The sequence below is a fragment of the Methylobacterium sp. WL116 genome, from assembly GCF_008039455.1.
Lineage (GTDB): Bacteria > Pseudomonadota > Alphaproteobacteria > Rhizobiales > Beijerinckiaceae > Methylobacterium.
On the sequence record NZ_VRUV01000041.1, the window covers coordinates 1 to 17,473 of the forward strand.

Genomic DNA, 17,473 nt, shown 5'->3' on the forward strand with positions numbered 1-17,473 from the left:
GGAAGCCGGCGAGCCAGGCGCGCTGGATCGCGGTGGCGCTGCCGAGCACGGCGTCGAGGCTGGCCCGCTCGCTGTCGCCGAACGGCGCGGTGCGGGGAAGAAGGCTTTGGCGTGACATCGGAAGACCATGTCGTGGGGCGGAAGGCCCCTGTCAACGGGAAAACGTCCGTTTTACAGAACGCTTGATTTGGAGAAGGAGTCGATCGTCATTGCGGCGCAAAAAAGAACTTTATTCTCCGACCGCCACGAGGGTCGGCGGCAATCCCTGGATCTGGCGGCCGTTCGTCGGTGGCGCGGGCAGCGGCAGGGCCGTCGTCGACTTCACCTTCTCCATCGCGAAGCGCGAGGTGACGTTCTTCAACGGCAGCGTCGCGATCAGGCGCTTATAGAACGTGTCGTAGGCGCTCATGTCGGCCACGACGACGCGGAGCATGTAATCGACGTCGCCGGCCATGCGGTAGAATTCCAGCACCTCGGGCATCGCCGAGACGGTGCCGGCGAATCGCTCCAGCCACTCGCGCGAATGGTCGGCGGTCTCGATCGAGACGAACACGGTGAGCCCGAGGCCGAGCTTGACCGGGTCGAGCACGGCGACGCGGCGGTCGATCACCCCGTCGGCCTCGAGGCGCTGGATGCGCTTCCAGCATGGGGTCTGCGACAGGCCGACCCGCTCGCCGATCGCGGCGATCGACAGGGTCGCGTCCGTCTGCAGCAGTGCCAGGATCTTCAGATCGATCGAATCCACGGCCAACCTCGCATCTCGACGTCGCTTCGCCATGCGGCCCATGCAGGGCGCCCATGAGAAGGAACTTCCATTTTCGCGCAACCGATCCCGATTGCGGCGTGTTGCCAGGGCTTACTGCATCGCAGCGTAGGGCATCCGGGCCTCGCGGCGGCGCCTTGACACCGTTCGTTATAGCGAACATCTCAGGGAACAACCAGTGCCCCTGGCACGACCCGGCCCGCGAACGAACAGGCGATGACCCTTCCCACCCCCCAGGCGGCGGCCGATCTCGCCGCCCAGCTCAAGCCCCTCGACCTCAAGGGGCGGATCGCGCTGATCGAGGCGACGATCCCCGGACGCCTCGTCTTCACCACGAGCCTCGGCATCGAGGATCAGGCGCTGACGCACGCGCTCGCGATGGCCAAGGGCCGGACCGAGATCGTCACCCTGGATACGGGGCGGCTGTATCCCGAGACCTACGACGTCTGGGCGGAGACGGAATCGGCTTACGGCATCCGCATCCGCGCCTACGCCCCCGAGCGGCGATCCGAGGAAGCGTTCGTGCGCGAATCCGGCATCAACGGCTTCCGCCATTCGATCGAGGCGCGGCAGGCCTGCTGCGGCTTCCGCAAGGTCGAGCCGCTGGGCCGCGCCCTCGACGGGGCGGCCGGCTGGCTCACCGGCCTGCGCGCCGGCCAGTCTGCCAACCGCGCCGACACGCCGCTCGCCGAGTTCGACGAGAGCCGCGACCTGATCAAGCTCAACCCGCTGGCCGACTGGACGCGCGAGGACGTCGACCGTTTCGTGCGCGACAACTACGTGCCCTACAACGTGCTGCACGATCGCGGCTTCCCCTCGATCGGCTGCGCCCCGTGCACCCGTGCCGTCCGTGTCGGCGAGCCCGAGCGTGCCGGCCGCTGGTGGTGGGAGCAGGAATCCAAGAAGGAATGCGGCCTGCACGTCCACGTGCCCGAGGCCGACGTCGCGCCCGGCGAGGAAGCCGCGGCATTCGAGACCACGCAATCCCACAGACCGGAGATGGCCCGATGAGCGCCGCACCCGCGATCCAGGCGCAAGCCGGTAGCCGCCTCACGCACCTGCAGCGTCTGGAAGCCGAGAGCATCCACATCTTCCGGGAGACGGTCGCCGAGACCGAGAACCCGGTGATGCTCTACTCGATCGGCAAGGATTCGTCGGTGCTGCTGCACCTGGCGCTGAAGGCGTTCGCCCCCGGCCGCCTGCCGTTCCCGCTGATGCACATCGACACGACTTGGAAGTTCCGCGAGATGATCGCCTTCCGCGACGCCCGCGCGAAGGAACTCGGCCTCGACCTGATCGTCCACACCAACCAGGACGGGCTCGCCCGCGGCGTCGGCCCGATCAGTCACGGCTCGGAAGTCCACACCGACGTGATGAAGACGCAGGCGCTGCGGCAGGCGCTCGACAAGCACAAGTTCGATGCGGCCTTCGGCGGCGCCCGCCGCGACGAGGAGGCCTCGCGCGCCAAGGAGCGGATCGTCTCCCTGCGCACGGCCCAGCACCGCTGGGACCCGAAGCGCCAGCGGGCCGAGCCCTGGCACCTCTACAACCTGCGCAAGAAGCGCGGCGAGAGCCTGCGCATCTTCCCGCTCTCCAATTGGACCGAGCTCGATATCTGGCTCTACATCGAGCAGGAGCGGATCCCGATCGTGCCGCTCTACTTCGCAGAGCCGCGGCCGGTGGTCGAGCGCGACGGGCAGCTGATCATGGTCGACGACGACCGCCTGCCGCTGAAGCCCGGCGAGACGCCGACCTTGCGCAAGGTCCGCTTCCGCACGCTCGGCGACTATCCGCTCACCGGCGCGGTCGAGAGCGGCGCCGACACGCTGCCGGCGATCATCGGCGAGACGCTGGCCGCCCGCACCTCGGAGCGGCAGGGCCGGGTGATCGACAAGGACGGCGCCGGCGCCATGGAGCGCAAGAAGCAGGAAGGCTACTTCTGATGACGGTCCACCCCTCCAAGGACGCGTTCGACGCCCCCGAGTTCGGCTACGCGTCGTTCCTGGCCGCGCATCAGAGCAAGGAAGTCCTGCGCTTCATCGCCTGCGGCTCGGTGGACGACGGCAAGTCGACGCTGATCGGCCGCCTGCTGCACGACACCAAGCAGATCTTCGACGACCAGATCACCGCGCTCCAGCGCGATTCGAAGAAGCACGGCACGCAAGGGCAGGAGGTCGACCTCGCGCTTCTCGTCGACGGCCTCCAGGCCGAGCGCGAGCAGGGCATCACCATCGACGTCGCCTATCGGTTCTTCTCCACCGACAAGCGCTCGTTCATCGTCGCCGACACGCCCGGCCACGAGCAGTACACCCGCAACATGGCCACCGGCGCCTCGACCGCCGACGTGGCGGTGATCCTGGTCGACGCCCGCCAGGGCCTGACCCGCCAGACCCGGCGCCATGCCCTGCTGGTCTCGATGCTCGGCATCCGCCGCGTCGTGCTCGCCATCAACAAGATGGACCTCGTCGGCTGGTCGCAGGCCACCTTCGACGGGCTGGTGGCAGGCTTCTCCGCCTTCACCCGCGATTTCGGCTTCGTCGAGGTCCGGGCGATCCCGCTCTCGGCTAAGAACGGCGACAACGTCGTGCTGCCGGCGGTCTCCGCGCCGTGGTACCAGGGCGGCCCGCTGCTGGCCTATCTCGAGAGCGTGCCGGTGCACGAGGAGGCGCTGGCCGCGCCGTTCCGCATGGCGGTGCAGTGGGTCAACCGGCCGAACTCTGAGTTCCGCGGGTTCTCGGGCCTCATCGCCGCCGGCACGGTGAAGCCGGGCGACGCGGTGGCGATCGCCCCGTCGGCGCGCACCTCCACGGTGGCGCGGATCGTCGGCCCGGACGGCGATCTCGCCAGCGCCCAGGAGGGCCAGTCGGTCACCCTGGTGCTCGCCGACGAGGTCGACGCCTCGCGCGGCAGCGTCATCGCCGCCGCCTCGCATCCGATGCAGGTCTCCGACACCCTCGACGTGCGCCTGTTCTGGGCCGCCGAGACCGAGCTCGCCCCCGGCACGGCGCTGCTCGCCAAGGTCGGCACCGTCACGGCCAACGCCGTGGTGGACCGCATCCGCAACCGCATCGACCCCGAGACCGGGCAGCCCGGCCCGGCCGAGAAGCTCGTCGCCAACGACATCGCCGACGTCACGCTCAAGCTCGACCGCGCGGTGCCGTTCGACCCCTACGCCGAGACCCGCGACACCGGCGGCCTGATCCTGATCGATCGCGAGAGCACGGACACGGCGGCTTTGGGCCTGGTTCAAGCGCCGACGCGGGCGGCCGCGACCGCCCCAACGAGCGCCGCCGCGACGACCCCGACCGGCGGCTTCCTCAGCCGCTTGCGCGGGTTGTTCAGCGGCTGAGACGCGGCGGCCTCGGCCCTAGACGACAGAGAGGACCGCGCGGTGATCCGCGCGATCCCTCGGTTGCCGGTACGGAGCCACGTCGTTCCCGCAAGCGGTAAGGACTGCGGAGTGCGGGCGGATAGGTGTTTCCGAACGCTGGTCAGACCAGGCTGAACTGCAGCTCGCCCAGCCCTTCGAGGCTCGATACGATGACGTCGCCCGGCTTCAGCCATTGCCGCTCCGCCCGCGGGATCTTCTCGCCGAAGATCACCCCCTGCGGCGTGCCGGTGTAGAAGACGTCGCCCGGCTTGATGGTCATCACCTTCGAAGCGAAGCTGATCAGCTGGCGGCAGTTGAAGATCATGTCCGCGGTCGTCCAGTCCTGCCGCACCGCGCCGTTGACCTTGGTCACAAGGCGCAGATTGTTCGGGTCGGGCACGCGGTCGGCGGTGACGAGGTAGGGCCCGAGCGGCGCGAACCCGTCCGAGGTCTTGCCGATCATGAACTGCGAGGTCAGCGTCTGCAGGTCGCGGGCGCTGAAGTCGTTGCCGGTGGCGTAGCCGGCGACGTAGTCGAGCGCGTCGGCCTCCGAGACGTCGCGGCATTCCCGGCCGAAGACGATCACCAGCTCGGTCTCGTAGTCGAACTCGCGCGCCGCCTGCGTCGGCAGCCGGATCGTGCCGCCGTGGTGGTTGAGCGTGTTGTTGTACTTGTTGAACAGCGGCGGGTCCTTCGGCGGCGGCGTTCCCGTCTCCTCGGCGTGCTTGCGATAGTTGAATCCCATCATGATGATCTTTTCCGGCCGGGTGACCAGCGGCGCGTAGGCGATCCGGTCCTCGGGGATCGTCAGCCGCGGGTCGGGGGCCGCCTCGACCGCGTCGATCACCGCGCGCAGCATCGGGCCCTTCCCGTTCTGCAGAAGGTCGTCCATGTCGGCCGGCACCGGCAGGCCGACCGCCTTCCCGGCGGCGGCGACGTCGAGCACGCCGTCCGGGGTCTTAAGGCCGAGGCCGTAGCCGCCGTCGCGGCGCAGGTTGATCAGGATCATGTCGCGCGGCATGCCGAAGGCGGTCGGCGCGGGCGGCCCCTTCTCCGCGGCCCGTGCCGCGACCGGGGCGGCCATGGCGGTGGCCGCGAGACCGGCCGTCGCCTTCAGGAAGTCGCGTCGATCGCACATCGTTCTCTCCTCCCGAGATCGTCGATGCCTGGGTGGCGGCCCTTCGACGGGCCATCCGCGTGCCCGACGCCGCGAAGCCGCGTCGAGACCGCCAGGATGCGCCGATCCCGGATCGATGTCAGGAGCCCGGGACCGGTCGAGGCGACAGGCTGGTCAGGATGTCGTCCGGCGATTCACGCGGCCGCGGCCGTCTCGGCGAGTCCCCAGGCCTGCGCCAGCAGGCTGTAGGAGCGCCGCCGGGCCTCCTGATCGGGAACGGCGCAGACCACCATGATCTCGTCGGCCTGCGTCGCCTCGGCGAGGCCCGAGAGCAGGGCGCGCACAGTCTCCGGCGTGCCGACATGCAACCGGTCTCGGCCGCGGGCGATGCGGGCGCGCTCGGCATCGCTGTAGGGATAGGCTTCGGCCTCGGTGAGCGTCGGGATCGGAGCGTACTCGCCGCGCTCGCGCCGGAGCGTCGCCAGCTGGGTGCTGAGCGCCAGGCGCTCGGCCTGCGCCTCGGTCTCGGCGCAGACGGCCGCGACCGCGAGGATCGCATGGGGCCGGGTGCCCCACCGCGAGGGCTGGAAGCCGCGGCGATAGTCGAGCATCGGGCCACGCGCGTCGAACGAGGCGAAGTGCTGGGCGAAGGCGAAGCCGAGCCCGAGGCGTGCGGACAGATGCGCGCTGTAGTCGGAGGACCCGAGCAGAAAGATCGGCGGCAGCGGCACGCCGGCCGGCATCACGGTCACGGTGTTGAACGGATGGCCCTCGGGGAAGCCGCCGGTCTCCCACAGCATCAGCTCCTGCAGCCGCTCGAGGAAGTCGTCGCCGCCGCGCGGCGCCTCGCGCCGGCGCAACGCCTGGGCGGTGATGCCGTCGGTGCCGGGCGCGCGCCCGAGGCCGAGGTCGATCCGCCCGGGAAACAGCGCCTCCAGCACCTTGAAGCGCTCGGCGACCATCAGCGGCGCGTGGTTCGGCAGCATGATCCCGCCCGAGCCGACCCGGATCGTCCGGGTCGCGGCCGCGATCTGGCCGACCATGATGTCGGGGGCCGGGCTCGCGACCGAGGGCAGGGCATGGTGCTCGGCGAGCCAGTATCGCCCGTAACCGAGGCGGTCGACGTGGCGGGCGAGGTCGAGGGAGTCGCGCAGCGCCTGAGCCGGGCTGGAGCCGGAACCGACGAACGACAGGTCGAGGACGGAGAGCGTTGCCATCGCCAGGAGATGGTGTCGCCGGAAGCCGCCGTCGAGGCGGCGGCCGAGCACGAGCCCTGCACCCCGTGCGTGACGTTTGCCGGCGAACCCCGAGCCGGCGCCTTGCTCGTCCCAGGAGCCGCGACTACGGTCCCGCCGCCGTCACGGGACGGCGAAACCTGCATGAAAACCGGAGCACCCGACCATGGGCTTTCTCGCCGACGCCCTCTCGCGCGTAAAACCATCCGCGACGATCGCGATGACGCAGAAGGCGCGCGACCTGAAAGCCGGCGGCATGGACGTGATCAGCCTGTCGGTCGGCGAGCCCGACTTCGACACGCCCGAGCACATCAAGCAGGCCGCGATCGAGGCGATCGCCCGGGGCGAGACCAAGTATCCGCCGGTGTCGGGCATCGTGCCGCTGCGCGAAGCGATCGTGAAGAAGTTCAAGCGCGAGAACGGGCTCGACTACAAGGTCTCCCAGACAATCGTCGGCACCGGCGGCAAGCACGTGATCTACAACGCGCTGCTGGCAACGCTGAACCCCGGCGACGAGGTCGTGATCCCGCGCCCCTACTGGGTGTCCTACCCGGAGATGGTGGTGCTCTGCGGCGGCACGCCAGTCTTCGCCGAGACCGACATGGCGCACGACTTCAAGCTCCAGCCCGAGGAGCTGGAGCGGGTGCTGACGCCGAAGACCAAGTGGATCATCCTCAACTCGCCGTCGAACCCCTCGGGCGCCGCCTACAGCCATGCCGAGCTGATGAAGATCACCGACGTGCTGATGCGCTACCCGCACGTCTGGGTGCTCACTGACGACATGTACGAGCACCTGACCTACGGCGACTTCGAATTCGTCACCCCGGCGCAGATCGAGCCCGGCCTCTACGAGCGCACGCTGACCATGAACGGCGTCTCGAAGGCCTACGCGATGACGGGCTGGCGCATCGGCTACGCCGCCGGCCCGGAGAAGCTGATCAAGGCGATGGACTTCGTCCAGGGCCAGCAGACCTCGGGCGCGTCCTCGATCTCGCAATGGGCGGCGGTGGCCGCGCTCGACGGCACGCAGGCGCACCTCGCGCAGTTCAAGGCGGCGTTCCAGGAGCGGCGCGACCTCGTGGTCTCGATGCTGAACCAGACCAAGGGCCTGCAATGCCCGACGCCGGAGGGCGCGTTCTACGTCTACCCGTCCTGCGCCGAGACGATCGGGCGCACGACCCCGTCAGGCAAGACCATCGCCACCGACGAGGACTTCGTGACCGAGCTGCTGCAGGCGGAGGGCGTCGCCGCCGTGCACGGCTCGGCCTTCGGCCTCGGCCCGAACCTGCGCATCTCCTACGCCACCTCGACCAAGACGCTGGAGGAAGCGTGCAACCGCATCCAGCGCTTCTGCGGCTCGCTGCGCTAGCACGACGACGGCGGGCACCATCGGGTGCCCGCCACTTCGATACGGATCCGCCGCGGATCGTCCCTGTGGTTCGGGCCATGGCTTGAGGTGATTCGATGCCGACCATCGCCGTCATCGCCCCGGGCGCCATGGGAAGCGCGGTCGCCCGCCGCCTCACCGAGAACGGCGTCCGCGTCCTGACATCGCTGACCGGACGGAGCGCCGGGACCCGCGACCGCGCCCGGGCCGCCGGCATGAGCCACGCCGACGATGCGGAGATCGCCGCGGCCGACCTGATCCTGTCGATCGTGCCGCCGGCCGATGCCGCCGGCCTCGCGGCCCGCCTCGCCCCGAGCCTGGCGGCTCAGCCGAAAAAGCCGGTCTACGTCGATTGCAATGCGGTGTCGCCGGCGACGGTGCACGGCATCGCCGCGATCATCGCGGGCACGGGCGCGCCGTTCCTCGATGGTGCGATCCTCGGGCTCCCGCCCGAATCCGGCGCGAAGGGGCCGCGGGTCTACGTCGCCGGCGACGACCTCGCGCCGCTGATGGCCCTGCGCGCATGCGGCCTCGACATGCGGACCTGCGCGGGTGGCGTCGGGGCGGCGTCCGGCCTGAAGATGGCCTATGCCGGCATCAACAAGGGCCTGAAGGCGGTGGCCGCGGCGATCGTCCTCGGCGCAGAGCGCGCGGGCGCCGCCGACGCGCTGCGGGCGGAGCTGATGGAGAGCGAGCCGGAGCTGCTCGCCCGCTTCGCCGGCGGGTTTCCCGACATGATGTCGAAGGCCTACCGCTGGGTCGCGGAAATGCACGAGATCGTCGACTTCCTGGCGCCGGACCCAGCCGGCGGCGCGATGTTCGCCGGGGCGGCCGAGACCTTCGCGCATCTCGCGGCGCCCGAGGGCGAGGACGACGTCGCCACGCTCCTCGCCTTCGCCGAAGCGGCAGGCGGATCGTCGCGGACGCGCGGATCGTCCTGAGCATCGGTTGCCGGCTCTTTGCACTTCACCTACATCGGCGGTCCCCGCGGCCGATGCGCCTGAAGGTTTCGCGAGCCCGCTCGGGCCTGCATGGACGCGGGGTCGGCAGTGACGGGGCGGCCCGGACCAGTTCTCTGGACCGCTCCTGTGAATCCTGGTGGGCCGGGGTGCTGCAGGCGTGTCGGAGGCGCGGGGAACAGGAACCGCGGACCCGGCGCATGGCCCACACAAGTTTCGCCCCGTTCCGGGACGGCAGCCGGTGCCGACCTTCGGATTTCGTTCACGCTCATCGGCAACAGTGGCAATGGGCCGGGGAACCGGTCGTGTGTCACTGCGTTTTGTCGGGCTTGACCATCATGCGGGGGTTCCTCACCAGCGGGGTCAAGGCGATCCTAGCGATCGCGGCGCTGTCCACCGCCGCTCATTGGGCGCTGCGGGTCCAGCGCGATCCGGCGCCGAGCACTCAGGTTCTGGCGAGCCTGCCCGATCCGGTGACCACCGGGTCGATCGAGCCGCGCAAGCCCGAGCGCGTCGCCGCCCAGCCGGCGCAGAAGGCGGCCGCGGACCTCGACCAGGATCACCTCTCGGCGCTGATCGCCAGCACCACCGGCCTGAAGCCGAAGGCGCAGAAGGCCGTCGTCGCCAAGCGCTGAGCGGAGAACGAGGCTTCCATTCGACGAAAAGGCCGCCCGCCGAGAGGGCAGGCGGCCTTCTCTGGTGTCGTCGCGCGATCAGGCGGCGAGGGAGCGGGGCTCGTGCCGCCCTTCGGCGATCTCCTCGATGATCTTCGCCGAGAACGCATCGAGATCGCTGGGATTGCGGCTGGTGACGATGCCGTGGTCGGTCACGACCTCGCGGTCGTGCCAACGGGCGCCGGCATTGATCACGTCGGTACGGATCGAGGAGAACGAGGTCAGGTCACGGCCCTTCGCCGCGCCGACCTCGATCAGCAGCCACGGCGCGTGGCAGATCGCGGCGACGACCTTTCCCGAGGTCACGAAGGCCTTGATCACCTCCAATGCCTTCGGCTCGAGGCGGAGCTTGTCCGGGTTGATCTGGCCGCCGGGCAGGACGAGGGCATCGTAGGCAGACGGATCGACGGTCTCGAGGTCGAGGTCGACCGCGACGTTCTTGCCCCAATCGGTCTTGTCCCAGCCACGAATCGATTCCGGCTTCTCGCGCGATTTCGGCGACGCGACGTGGACCGTCGCGCCGGCCTGCCGCAGCTTGGCCTGCGGGACGGTGAGCTCGGTCTCCTCGAACCCGTCGGTGGCGAGGATCAGGACCTTGGCTTGCTTGATGTCGGGCATGGCGGTTCGCTCCGATGGATGACGTCGGCCGGCAAACCGGGATGTCTCCCCGCGGTTCCCCGACGATCCGGCAACCCAGGAATGCGCGGAACCCTCGCGCAGGCGATCCGTTGGCTAGCTCATTCCCAACTGCACGAGGCAGCGCATGGCCAATCCCGGCCTTCCGACCCCCGAACCGACCCCCGGGGACCTTCCGCCGCCCGTCCCGCCGGACGAGATGCCCGATATCGGGCCGACCGGGCCGCGCACGCCCTATCCGGTGAACGATCCCGGCATCGACGAGCCCGGCGGCCCCGGCTCGGAGCCTGACGTGTTTCCCGGCGCCCCGACCGATCCCGGCGTCAGGATGTAGGACCGGCTCAGTGGCCGCCGTGCGACGCCCGCACGTCGCGCGGGGCCGCGAGGATCTCGGAGAGGCTCGTCGCCACGTGACGGGCCTCTTCGTCGGTCAGGCGCAGCTGGAACGGCGGCAGGGCGCCGGCCTGGAGCGCGACGACGGCCTGGCCCTGGTCGTCTGTGCCGATCTCGATCGCGGAGGAGGTCACGTCGAGCATCGCGATCTCCTGGTCGCCCATCTCCTCGGCCATGTCGGGCTCCTCAGGTTCGTCGATGGCGGTGAGCAGTTGCCCGACGGCGCGCACGAGGGCGCGGGCGGCGCGGGCATCCATCACCACGGCGGTCGCCTGATCGTCCTTCTGGAAGGAGAGCTGGATGTTGGCCCCTTCCAACGAAACCGAGATACCTGCCATGGATCGCCTAAAAGCCTGAGCGCGAACCCTTATATGCACTGGGGCCCACGAGAATCCCAGCCGCCGGGCCTCCGCTTTTGCCCGGGCACGCCGAGAACCTGCATCCCTGCCTTGTTGCGGCCGCAGGGAGCCCTTAGATAGGGTTGTGGGGGGCCCAAACCCTGGGACGGACGCCGGTTACGGGTTCCTTGCCCGACGCCCTGCCACCCATACCAGACTTAGAAGTCAGTCGATCCGTTCGCGCTTTCACGAGCGCGAGGGCTCGACCCATCGTCGATACGAGGTTCTCTACGTGAATACCGGTACCGTGAAGTGGTTCAACGAGACCAAGGGCTACGGCTTCATCCAGCCGGATGACGGCGGCAAGGACGTGTTCGTCCACATCTCCGCCGTCGAGCGCGCCGGCATGCGCAACCTGATCGAGGGTCAGAAGGTGTCTTACGAGATCCTGACCGACAAGCGCAGCGGCAAGGACGCCGCCGGCAACCTCCAGGCTGCCTGAGGCCATCGGTCTCCCATCCACGCGGCCGTGAACACGGTCGAAACCATCCGACGCTGCCATCCTCCGGGAGCGGCCGCGCCGGACGGTCAAGGTAAACGCAATCTTAATCGCAACACCACAGAAACAGAGCCGGGCCCGCCGCGTGGCGGAGCAAACCCGGTCACATCGGAAGACAATCAAACACACCATGTTGTTCGAATACACCCGACGCCGTAGCGTCCGGTCGCCCGTCACGGATTCAGCGACCTTCAAGGTGGGGTGCATCAAGCAGAGCGCGACGTCGGACGCCCCGACCCTCGACCTCTCCCACCTCATCGATCGATCCTACAATTATCATTCGCCCCGAGAGTTGCGCTGGCATCTCGCCGACCGCCTCGGGCTCGCGCCGGCCGCTCTGGCCCTTCGCGAAGCCGCCCACGCCTGACCACGCCGAGCCGATCCTGCAAGATGCAGGATCGGCTCTTCTTCGTTTCGGGCCCGCTCAAGCCCGCGAGATCGTCACGACCGGCCCCGGTCCCAGGCCGACACGACGACGTTGCGCAGGTCGTTCGGCAGCGCGACCAGCTCGCCATGCACCGGATCGGTCCGGTTGTAGACGGTCGCGACGCCGGACATGTCGCAGACGGAGCCGCCCGCCTCGCGCAGGATCAGGTCGGCCGCCGCGAGATCCCAGTCGCGGGCATCCGAGGAGACCAGCCCGACATCGACCGAGCCTTCGGCGACGCGGGCCACGCGCAGGGCCAGCGACGGAATCCGGTCGATGCGCTCGAAGGTGGCGTCCCCCAGATCGCGCGAGACGCCACGCCCCAACCGGTCGATCATCGGCTTCGGGCCGGTGACGCGGGCCGTCGGCAGTGCGACGCCCTGCCGCGCGCCGATCGGCTCGCCGTTGCGCGTCGCGCCCCGCCCGTGGATCGCCTCGTAATCGTGCCCGAGCGCCGGCGCGTTCACGAAGCCGATCACCGGCTCGCCGGCCTTCAGCAGCGCCACCGCGATCGACCAGTCCCGATGCCCGGACAGGAAGGCGCGGGTCCCGTCGATCGGGTCGACGATCCAGACGAGGTCGTGACCGATCCGCACGGCGTCGTCGGCCGTCTCTTCGGACAGCCACGCCGCCGCCGGCACGATCTGGCTTAGGCGGATCTTCAGGAAGGTGTCGACGGCGACGTCGGCTTCCGTCACCGGCGAGCCGCCGGCCTTCGACCAGATCTTCGCCGAGGTCTGGCTGCCGGCGCGGAAGAAGGGCAGGGCGAGGGAGGCCGCCTCGCGAAGCGCCTCGCGCAGGTCCGGCATCAGGGCGTGCACGAAGTCCGCTGAGATCGTATCGGTCATGGCGGTCCGTGTCCGGCGACGGGAGGGGGGATCGGCGTCGCGGCTCGCGCCGACCCGCGCGCCGATGCGACGTGCGGATGGTCCCGATCGCGACAGGGGGGCGGCGCGCCGGAGTGCGCGACCGCACCGTTGTAGGGTCTGCCCCGGAGCGCCACAAGGATCGCGAGGCCGCAGCGCGGAACCGGCGGTTTTCATCGATCGCGGCAAGGAACCGTTGAGCATTCCGAGCGCGAACGCGCTGTCCACGATCGCTTAACGCTCACTCTTAAGGCACCGTGGGGAGGTTAGACTCCAATCTGCTTGGCATAACGGACGACCCGAGCAGGTCGCCACTTGCAAATGGACGGCGGGCAGATGAACACGTTCGACACCATGGACCGGAACCCGACCGATCATCTTGCCGAGACCGATCGTTTCGATCGCGACGGCGCCGCGCCGGCGCGCTTCGCCTTCGACGCCTCGCCGCTGCCGGTGTTCGGCGCCGCCACCGCGACGTCCAAGGCCGCCGGCATCGCGCTCACCTTCGCGACCGACGAGGCGGAGAGCTGCGGCGAGGACCGGTTCGACCTCTGCCTCGTCGACGCCGCCGGCGCCGTCGTCGCCCGTCTCGGGCCGTTCTGCGAGGAGGAGGTCGTCGCGATCTGGCGGGACCTCGCCGCCCGCACCGGCTTGCCGCGGATGATCGTGCGCGAGGACGGCGTGCTCGCAACCGTGTCGGCGCAGGTCGGCCGGCTGATGCTCGGCAAGACCCGCATTCGGCGCCGGCACGGCTCGCTCGGCGACCGCCGCCCGCGCTTCCTCGTGCGCCGCAAGACCGGCCGCCTCCCGGTCCGCCCGCAGATCCACCGCGGCGAGAACGAGATCATCGCCCGCTCGTGAGCGCTCAGCCCGGCCAGCCCTGGTTGATCGTATCGGCGGCGAGCCCCGCGAACAGGATGAGCCCGGCCCCGCGATTCGAGCGGAACAGGGCCAGCGCCTCCCGCCCGTCCCGCGCCTTGAGCCGCCAGACCTGCCGGCCGAGATGGCTCGCGAACGCGGCGACGCCCAGGAAACCGAGCAGTCCCGCCCCGGCCCCGTAGGCCGCCGCGCCGATCAGCAGCACGGCCGCCCCGTAGCAGGCCCCGACGGCGACCCGAAGCCGGCCGCCGAAGAACCGCGCCGACGAGCGGATGCCGGCGATCTCGTCGTCCTCGATGTCCTGCACCGCGTAGATCGTGTCGTAGCCGACCACCCAGGCGATCGTGCCGGCGTAGAGCAGCCAGGCCGGTGCGGCGAGCTGATCGAGCAGGGCGGCCCAGCCCATCAGCGCCCCCCAGGAGAAGGCGAGGCCGAGCACCAGCTGCGGCATCGACATCACCCGCTTCATGAACGGGTAGATCGCCACGGGGATCAGCGAGCACAGCCCGACGCCGATGGCGAACGCATCGAACTGCATCAGGACGAGGAAGCCGACCAGCGCCTGGGCGGCGAGGAAGATGGCGGCGGCGCGCGTGCCGACCTGCCCCGAGGGCAGGGGCCGCGAGCGCGTGCGCTCGACCTGCGCGTCGAGGTCGCGATCGGCGATGTCGTTGTAGGTCGAGCCGGCCCCGCGCATCGCCACCGCGCCGACGAGGAACAGCAGCAGGTGGCGCGGATCGGGCCAGGGCAGGCCGGCGCGGGTGGCGGCCAGCGCCGTCGACCACCAGCACGGCAGCAGCAGCAGCCACCAGCCGATCGGCCGGTCGATGCGGGCGAGGCGCAGGTAAGGCCGGGCGGCCCGCGGGGCGAGCCGGTCGACCCAATGGCCGGTCACCGCGTCGGCGACGCGGGATTCCACCGCCTTCGCGGCATTCACGACCGGGGCCCGGACGGGATGAGGAACGGGTGGGAGGCGGGTCGCATCCGCCTCAGAGCGCGCCCTGCGGCATCTTGAACTGGCCGGTCAGGCCGGGGCCGCCGAGGAGGCCGCCGCCGCCGCCGTTCTGGGCCTGAGCGCGGGCCTGAGCCTCCATCTTGGTCGCCTGGGCCGCGATGCCGCAGATCTTGGTGCGGATGCCCACCACCTTCGAGTGGTCGGCCTTGAAGCCTTCCGCGAACGAGTCGGGGATCGAGCACCACTCCTTGTTGGCGGCGATCCACTTCATGCCCTCGACGCCGTTGGACTGAAGCTTGCCGAACAGCGCGCAGGCCTCCTGCGGGGTCATCTTCTTCTTTCCGTTCGACGCCACGTTCGCCTTGGCGACGAGATCCTTGCGGGTCTGCAGCGTCGTCTGGATCGCGCCGCATTCGGCGGACTGAGCGAAGGCGGCCGTGCTGGCCAGCAAGCTGCCCGCGACGAGGGCGGCGGCCAGTCCGTAGGTCTTGTAGCGCATGGTCTCGTCTCCCTAGAGATCCGCCCCGGACGCAGGCGATGCGCCGTCGGCATGGCGCGCAGCGTCGACGGATGTCGTCTTCGAGCCGGAGGTCGGCCGCGCTGCGGTACGGCCGGTCCGGAATGTCCGGGCTCCGCTTCGCCATAGGAATGTGGCGTCAATCGAGCCGCAAACGGGCCGGCTCCGACATGGCGGGGTAACGTTTCGAAAACCAGCGCCCGTGATGTTTCGGCAACATCGGCGCCGCCTCGCTCCGGCGTTGACAGCGGCGATCCCGCACGCGACGGAGCCCGGATGGCGGCCTACGACTTCACCGCGCCCCGTCTTCACGTGGCGCACGACCTCTTCGCGGGCGCGAACCTTCCCCTGGACCGGGCGCAGGCGAACTATCTGCTCAACGTCCTGCGCCGGCAGCCGGACGACCCGGTGCTGCTGTTCAACGGGCGGGACGGCGAGTGGCGGGCGAGCCTGGTGCCGTCGGGGCGCAAGAGCGCGCATCTGACCGTCGTCGACCGAGTACGGCCCCAGACCGCACCGCCCGACCTGCACTACCTGTTCGCGCCCCTGAAGAGCGCGCGGCTCGACTACCTCGCCCAGAAGGCGGTCGAGATGGGGGCGGGCACGATCCGGCCGGTCCTGACACGCTACACGCAAGGCGACCGCCTCAACACCGAGCGCCTGCACGCCAACATGATCGAGGCGGCCGAGCAGTGCGGCATCCTCGCCGTGCCGGCCTTGATGGAAGCCGCGCGCCTGCCCGCGGCGCTCGCCGACCTCGCGCCGGAGCGGCTGCTGGTGTTCTGCGACGAGGACGCCGCGATCGCCGACCCCGTCGCCGCCCTGCGCCGGGCCGCGGATCCGGCGGGCCCCGTTCCGCTCGCAGTGCTGATCGGCCCGGAGGGCGGGTTCGCGCCGGAGGAGCGCGCGGCGATCCTGGCGCGGCCCAACTCCGTGGCGCTCTCCCTCGGGCCCCGCATCCTCCGGGCCGACACCGCCGCGGTCGCGGCGCTCGCCCTGGTCCAGGCCGTACTCGGCGACGCGCGATGATAGCCCGGTCGGCGTGCGCCCGCGCACATCGACCGCGCGCGGCGCCTCCGACGCCCGACGATTGCCGGTCGAAGCGGGGCAGGGGCGCTCAAGGTCGCGTTGTCGGGTCCGGCGCCCTGGATTATGGACGACCCATCCCGGCGACGGGGCACGACCGCATCGCTCTTTTCCAGACGGCCGGCGCGCTTCCCGAGTTCAGCCCATGATTTCACGGCGAGGCAGCGCATGGCGCGCGATACGTCCGACACGACACCGCTCACCACGCGTGTCGAACTGATCGACTGGTTCGCGGCCGGCGAGAAGCCGCGCGAGAGCTTCGCGATCGGCACCGAGCACGAGAAGATTCCCTTCTACGTCGAGACGCGCGAACCGGTGCCGTATGAAGGCGAGCGCGGCATCCGCGCCCTGCTGGAAGGCGTCGGCCGCGAGACCGGCTGGGAGCCGATCCTCGATGCCGGCCACGTCATCGGCCTGTCGGCTGCGGAAGGCGGCGCGATCTCGATCGAGCCCGGCGGGCAGTTCGAACTCTCGGGCGCGCCGGTCGCCGACGTGCACGCCACCGCCCGCGAACTCGACGAGCACCTGGCCGCGACGAAGCGCGTGGCGGACGGCCTCGGCATCGGCTTCCTCGACCTCGCCATGAGCCCGAAATGGTCGCGGGCCGAGACGCCGGTGATGCCCAAGAGCCGCTACAAGATCATGGCCGGCTACATGCCGAAGGTCGGATCGCTCGGCCTCGACATGATGCTGCGCACCGCCACCGTGCAGGTCAACGTCGACTTCGCGTCGGAAAGCGACATGACGCGGAAGCTCCGCGCCTCGCTCGCGCTGCAGCCGGTCGCGACCGCCCTGTTCGCCAACTCGCCCTTCACCGACGGGCGGCCGAACGGCTTCCTGTCGCGACGCTCCGAGATCTGGCGCGACACCGACGCCGACCGCACCGGGATGCTCGGCTTCGCCTTCGACGCAGGCTTCGGCTACGAGGGCTACGTCGACTGGCTGCTCGACATGCCGATGTACTTCGTCAAGCGCGGCGACACCTACCACGACGTCTCGGGCGCCTCGTTCCGCGACCTGATGGCCGGCAAGCTCGCCCAGTTGCCGGGCGAGTACGCCACGGTCTCCGACTGGGCCAACCACGCCTCCACCGCCTTTCCCGAGGTTCGACTCAAGCGCTTCCTCGAGATGCGCGGCGCCGACGTCGGCGATGCCGGCATGATCGCGGCGCAGGCCGCGTTCTGGGTCGGCCTGCTCTACGACGAGGCGTCGCTCGATGCCGCTCTCGACCTCGTCTCGGGCTGGAGCGCGACCGACCGGGAGGCCCTGCGCGCCACCGTCCCGCGCCTGGGCCTCGCGACGCCGGTCGCGC

General features: G+C 70.1%; 20 protein-coding genes. 12 read left to right on the forward strand and 8 right to left on the reverse strand.

Annotated features, from left to right (window positions below):
* Positions 1–229 precede the first annotated feature (229 nt).
* Positions 230–745 (reverse strand): Lrp/AsnC family transcriptional regulator, encoded by a 516-nt coding sequence (locus FV223_RS06000; RefSeq protein WP_147725948.1) that lies wholly within the window; start codon positions 743–745, stop codon positions 230–232.
* A 234-nt stretch (positions 746–979) separates the two neighbouring features.
* On the opposite strand from FV223_RS06000, the gene FV223_RS06005 reads away from it, so the two are divergent.
* Genes FV223_RS06005 through cysN form a run of 3 tightly spaced genes read left to right on the forward strand, consistent with a single transcriptional unit; the run spans position 980 to position 4,112 of the window.
* Positions 980–1,774: a phosphoadenylyl-sulfate reductase gene (locus tag FV223_RS06005; protein WP_147725949.1), complete on the forward strand. Its 795-nt coding sequence runs from the start codon at positions 980–982 to the stop codon at positions 1,772–1,774.
* A complete protein-coding gene (cysD, locus tag FV223_RS06010) occupies positions 1,771–2,706 on the forward strand; it encodes a sulfate adenylyltransferase subunit CysD (protein ID WP_147725950.1) in 936 nt (311 codons plus the stop codon). The genes FV223_RS06005 and cysD overlap by 4 nt, the downstream gene beginning before the upstream one ends.
* Positions 2,706–4,112, forward strand: coding sequence for a sulfate adenylyltransferase subunit CysN (gene cysN / locus FV223_RS06015; protein ID WP_147725951.1), 1,407 nt, complete (start codon positions 2,706–2,708; stop codon positions 4,110–4,112). The genes cysD and cysN overlap by 1 nt, the downstream gene beginning before the upstream one ends.
* 142 nt (positions 4,113–4,254) lie before the next feature.
* Here the strand turns inward: cysN and FV223_RS06020 are convergent, their stop codons facing one another.
* Together FV223_RS06020 and FV223_RS06025 are read right to left on the reverse strand one after the other, a co-directional pair.
* Positions 4,255–5,271 carry a fumarylacetoacetate hydrolase family protein gene (locus FV223_RS06020; protein WP_147725952.1) on the reverse strand — a complete coding sequence of 339 codons (1,017 nt, stop codon included), beginning with the start codon at positions 5,269–5,271 and terminating at the stop codon, positions 4,255–4,257.
* 173 nt (positions 5,272–5,444) lie between these two features.
* On the reverse strand, positions 5,445–6,467 hold the full coding sequence (locus FV223_RS06025; RefSeq protein WP_147725965.1) for an LLM class flavin-dependent oxidoreductase: 1,023 nt from the start codon (positions 6,465–6,467) through the stop codon (positions 5,445–5,447).
* A 184-nt stretch (positions 6,468–6,651) separates the two neighbouring features.
* Here FV223_RS06025 and FV223_RS06030 point away from each other — a divergent pair, with 184 nt between their 5' ends.
* From FV223_RS06030 to FV223_RS06040, 3 genes are all read left to right on the forward strand, one after another.
* Positions 6,652–7,854, forward strand: coding sequence for a pyridoxal phosphate-dependent aminotransferase (locus FV223_RS06030; protein WP_147725953.1), 1,203 nt, complete (start codon positions 6,652–6,654; stop codon positions 7,852–7,854).
* Between the two features lie 95 nt (positions 7,855–7,949).
* The gene (locus FV223_RS06035) at positions 7,950–8,813 is read left to right on the forward strand and encodes an NAD(P)-dependent oxidoreductase (protein WP_147725954.1); all 864 of its coding nucleotides are present in this window, start codon (positions 7,950–7,952) and stop codon (positions 8,811–8,813) included.
* 356 nt (positions 8,814–9,169) lie between these two features.
* A complete protein-coding gene (locus FV223_RS06040) occupies positions 9,170–9,466 on the forward strand; it encodes a hypothetical protein (RefSeq protein ID WP_147725955.1) in 297 nt (98 codons plus the stop codon).
* 78 nt (positions 9,467–9,544) lie between these two features.
* Here the strand turns inward: FV223_RS06040 and FV223_RS06045 are convergent, their stop codons facing one another.
* Positions 9,545–10,123, reverse strand: a complete 579-nt coding sequence (locus FV223_RS06045) for a type 1 glutamine amidotransferase domain-containing protein (RefSeq protein ID WP_147725956.1) — start codon at positions 10,121–10,123, stop codon at positions 9,545–9,547.
* A 145-nt stretch (positions 10,124–10,268) separates the two neighbouring features.
* On the opposite strand from FV223_RS06045, the gene FV223_RS06050 reads away from it, so the two are divergent.
* On the forward strand, positions 10,269–10,475 hold the full coding sequence (locus FV223_RS06050; RefSeq protein WP_147725957.1) for a hypothetical protein: 207 nt from the start codon (positions 10,269–10,271) through the stop codon (positions 10,473–10,475).
* A gap of 7 nt (positions 10,476–10,482) precedes the next feature.
* Here FV223_RS06050 and FV223_RS06055 read toward each other — a convergent pair whose 3' ends face one another.
* On the reverse strand, positions 10,483–10,872 hold the full coding sequence (locus FV223_RS06055) for a hypothetical protein (protein ID WP_147725958.1): 390 nt from the start codon (positions 10,870–10,872) through the stop codon (positions 10,483–10,485).
* A gap of 292 nt (positions 10,873–11,164) precedes the next feature.
* Between FV223_RS06055 and FV223_RS06060 the strand changes: the two genes are divergently transcribed.
* Together FV223_RS06060 and FV223_RS06065 are read left to right on the forward strand one after the other, a co-directional pair.
* A complete protein-coding gene (locus FV223_RS06060) occupies positions 11,165–11,374 on the forward strand; it encodes a cold-shock protein (protein ID WP_147725959.1) in 210 nt (69 codons plus the stop codon).
* Positions 11,375–11,561: 187 nt separating this feature from the next.
* Complete coding sequence (locus tag FV223_RS06065) at positions 11,562–11,798, forward strand: AsnC family transcriptional regulator (protein WP_147725966.1); 237 nt, start codon at positions 11,562–11,564, stop codon at positions 11,796–11,798.
* A 74-nt stretch (positions 11,799–11,872) separates the two neighbouring features.
* On the opposite strand, the gene FV223_RS06070 is transcribed toward FV223_RS06065, so the two are convergent.
* The gene (locus FV223_RS06070; RefSeq protein ID WP_147725960.1) at positions 11,873–12,706 is read right to left on the reverse strand and encodes a 3'(2'),5'-bisphosphate nucleotidase CysQ; all 834 of its coding nucleotides are present in this window, start codon (positions 12,704–12,706) and stop codon (positions 11,873–11,875) included.
* Positions 12,707–13,060: 354 nt separating this feature from the next.
* On the opposite strand from FV223_RS06070, the gene FV223_RS06075 reads away from it, so the two are divergent.
* Positions 13,061–13,585 (forward strand): DUF6101 family protein, encoded by a 525-nt coding sequence (locus FV223_RS06075; protein WP_244030286.1) that lies wholly within the window; start codon positions 13,061–13,063, stop codon positions 13,583–13,585.
* A gap of 4 nt (positions 13,586–13,589) precedes the next feature.
* Here FV223_RS06075 and ubiA read toward each other — a convergent pair whose 3' ends face one another.
* Both ubiA and FV223_RS06085 read right to left on the reverse strand, forming a co-directional pair.
* Positions 13,590–14,540: a 4-hydroxybenzoate octaprenyltransferase gene (ubiA, locus tag FV223_RS06080; RefSeq protein WP_147725961.1), complete on the reverse strand. Its 951-nt coding sequence runs from the start codon at positions 14,538–14,540 to the stop codon at positions 13,590–13,592.
* A 52-nt stretch (positions 14,541–14,592) separates the two neighbouring features.
* The gene (locus FV223_RS06085) at positions 14,593–15,057 is read right to left on the reverse strand and encodes a hypothetical protein (protein WP_147725962.1); all 465 of its coding nucleotides are present in this window, start codon (positions 15,055–15,057) and stop codon (positions 14,593–14,595) included.
* Between the two features lie 294 nt (positions 15,058–15,351).
* Between FV223_RS06085 and FV223_RS06090 the strand changes: the two genes are divergently transcribed.
* Both FV223_RS06090 and FV223_RS06095 read left to right on the forward strand, forming a co-directional pair.
* Positions 15,352–16,104: a 16S rRNA (uracil(1498)-N(3))-methyltransferase gene (locus FV223_RS06090; RefSeq protein WP_147725963.1), complete on the forward strand. Its 753-nt coding sequence runs from the start codon at positions 15,352–15,354 to the stop codon at positions 16,102–16,104.
* A 225-nt stretch (positions 16,105–16,329) separates the two neighbouring features.
* Positions 16,330–17,473 (forward strand): glutamate--cysteine ligase (locus FV223_RS06095; protein ID WP_147725964.1); only part of this gene is annotated, 1,144 nt, incomplete at its 3' end.